Genomic DNA, 1,128 nt, shown 5'->3' with positions numbered 1-1,128 from the left:
GGGACTGCTGAAGGTTTAGTTGACAGCTGGGGTTGATAATTTCTTACGCGGCTGAGGCCGCGTTTTTTATTGTCTCAAACTCGATGGGTGTCAGCCGGCCGAGGGCGCGTTGACGGCGTTTGCGGTGGTAGCTGCGTTCGATCCAGGTTGTGATGGCGAGCCGGAGTTCGGCCCGGGTTTCCCATCGTTTCCGGTTCAGGACGTTCTTTTGCAGCAGGGAGAAGAACGATTCCATCGCGGCATTGTCACCGCATGCTCCTACCCGTCCCATTGATCCGCTCAGCCCGTAGGTGTTCAGGGCCAGGACGAACTTTCTGGATCTGAACTGGGACCCTCTGTCCGAGTGGACCACTGTGCCGGCCGGTTTCCTGAGAGCCACGGCGTGGTCCAGCGCGGCAACGGCCAGAGACGCTTTCATCCGCCCGTCCATGGAGTACCCGACGATCCGGTTCGAATGCAGGTCCTTGATCGCGCACAGGTACAGCTTGCCTTCCCCGGTGTGGTGCTCGGTGATGTCCGTCAGCCATTTCCGGTTCGGTGCCGTGGCGCTGAAGTCCCGTTCGATGAGGTCATCGTGGACCGGAGGGCCGGCCTTGAGCGCTGAGCGGCGCCGGCGGTGGATCACCGAGAGGATGCCGTTCTGGGAGCACAGCCGCCAGATCCGGCGTTCACTGGCCACAGGGCCGGGTCCGGCGTTGATCTCATCGGCGATGAACCGGTAGCCGAAGGCAGGATCGTCGCGGTGGTGGTCGATGGCGGCGTTGATCAGGTGGGCTTCTTCCCAGTCCCGGGCGGGCACGGGGTTGGCGGCCCACTGGTAGTAGGCCTGTCTGGAGAAATTCAGTACCCGGCAGGACACTGCCACGGGAACCCTGATCGGGGCGTCCCTGGCAGCCAGCTCGCGGACCAGCGGGTACATCATTTTTTTGGATTGATGTCCCGGGACAGATAGGCCACGGCACGGCGCATGACTTCAGCTTCCTGCTCCAGGAGCCGGATGCGTTTATTGGCCTCCCGCAACTTCGCGGCGTCATCAGACACGGCCCCGGACTGCACGCCATCTTCTCTGTCGGCAATCTTCATCCAGCGGTGCAGGGCAGCAGGTGAGACCCCGAAATCCTTGGCGAT

At 62.3% G+C, this 1,128-nt stretch carries 1 protein-coding gene; it reads right to left on the bottom strand.

Annotation, left to right across the window (positions count from 1 at the left end):
* Positions 1 to 43: 43 nt before the first annotated feature.
* A protein-coding gene (locus tag ACETK3_RS21310; protein ID WP_373993595.1) for an IS3 family transposase occupies positions 44 to 1,128 on the bottom strand; the annotation gives its coding sequence in 2 pieces (ribosomal slippage) (positions 44 to 925 and positions 928 to 1,128; 1,083 coding nt annotated over the 2 pieces). This gene is flagged as partial in the annotation.

The sequence above is a fragment of the Arthrobacter sp. E44 genome (assembly GCF_041877125.1).
In the GTDB taxonomy this organism is placed as follows: domain Bacteria; phylum Actinomycetota; class Actinomycetes; order Actinomycetales; family Micrococcaceae; genus Arthrobacter.
This window is presented reverse-complemented; position numbering and strand designations above follow the sequence as displayed.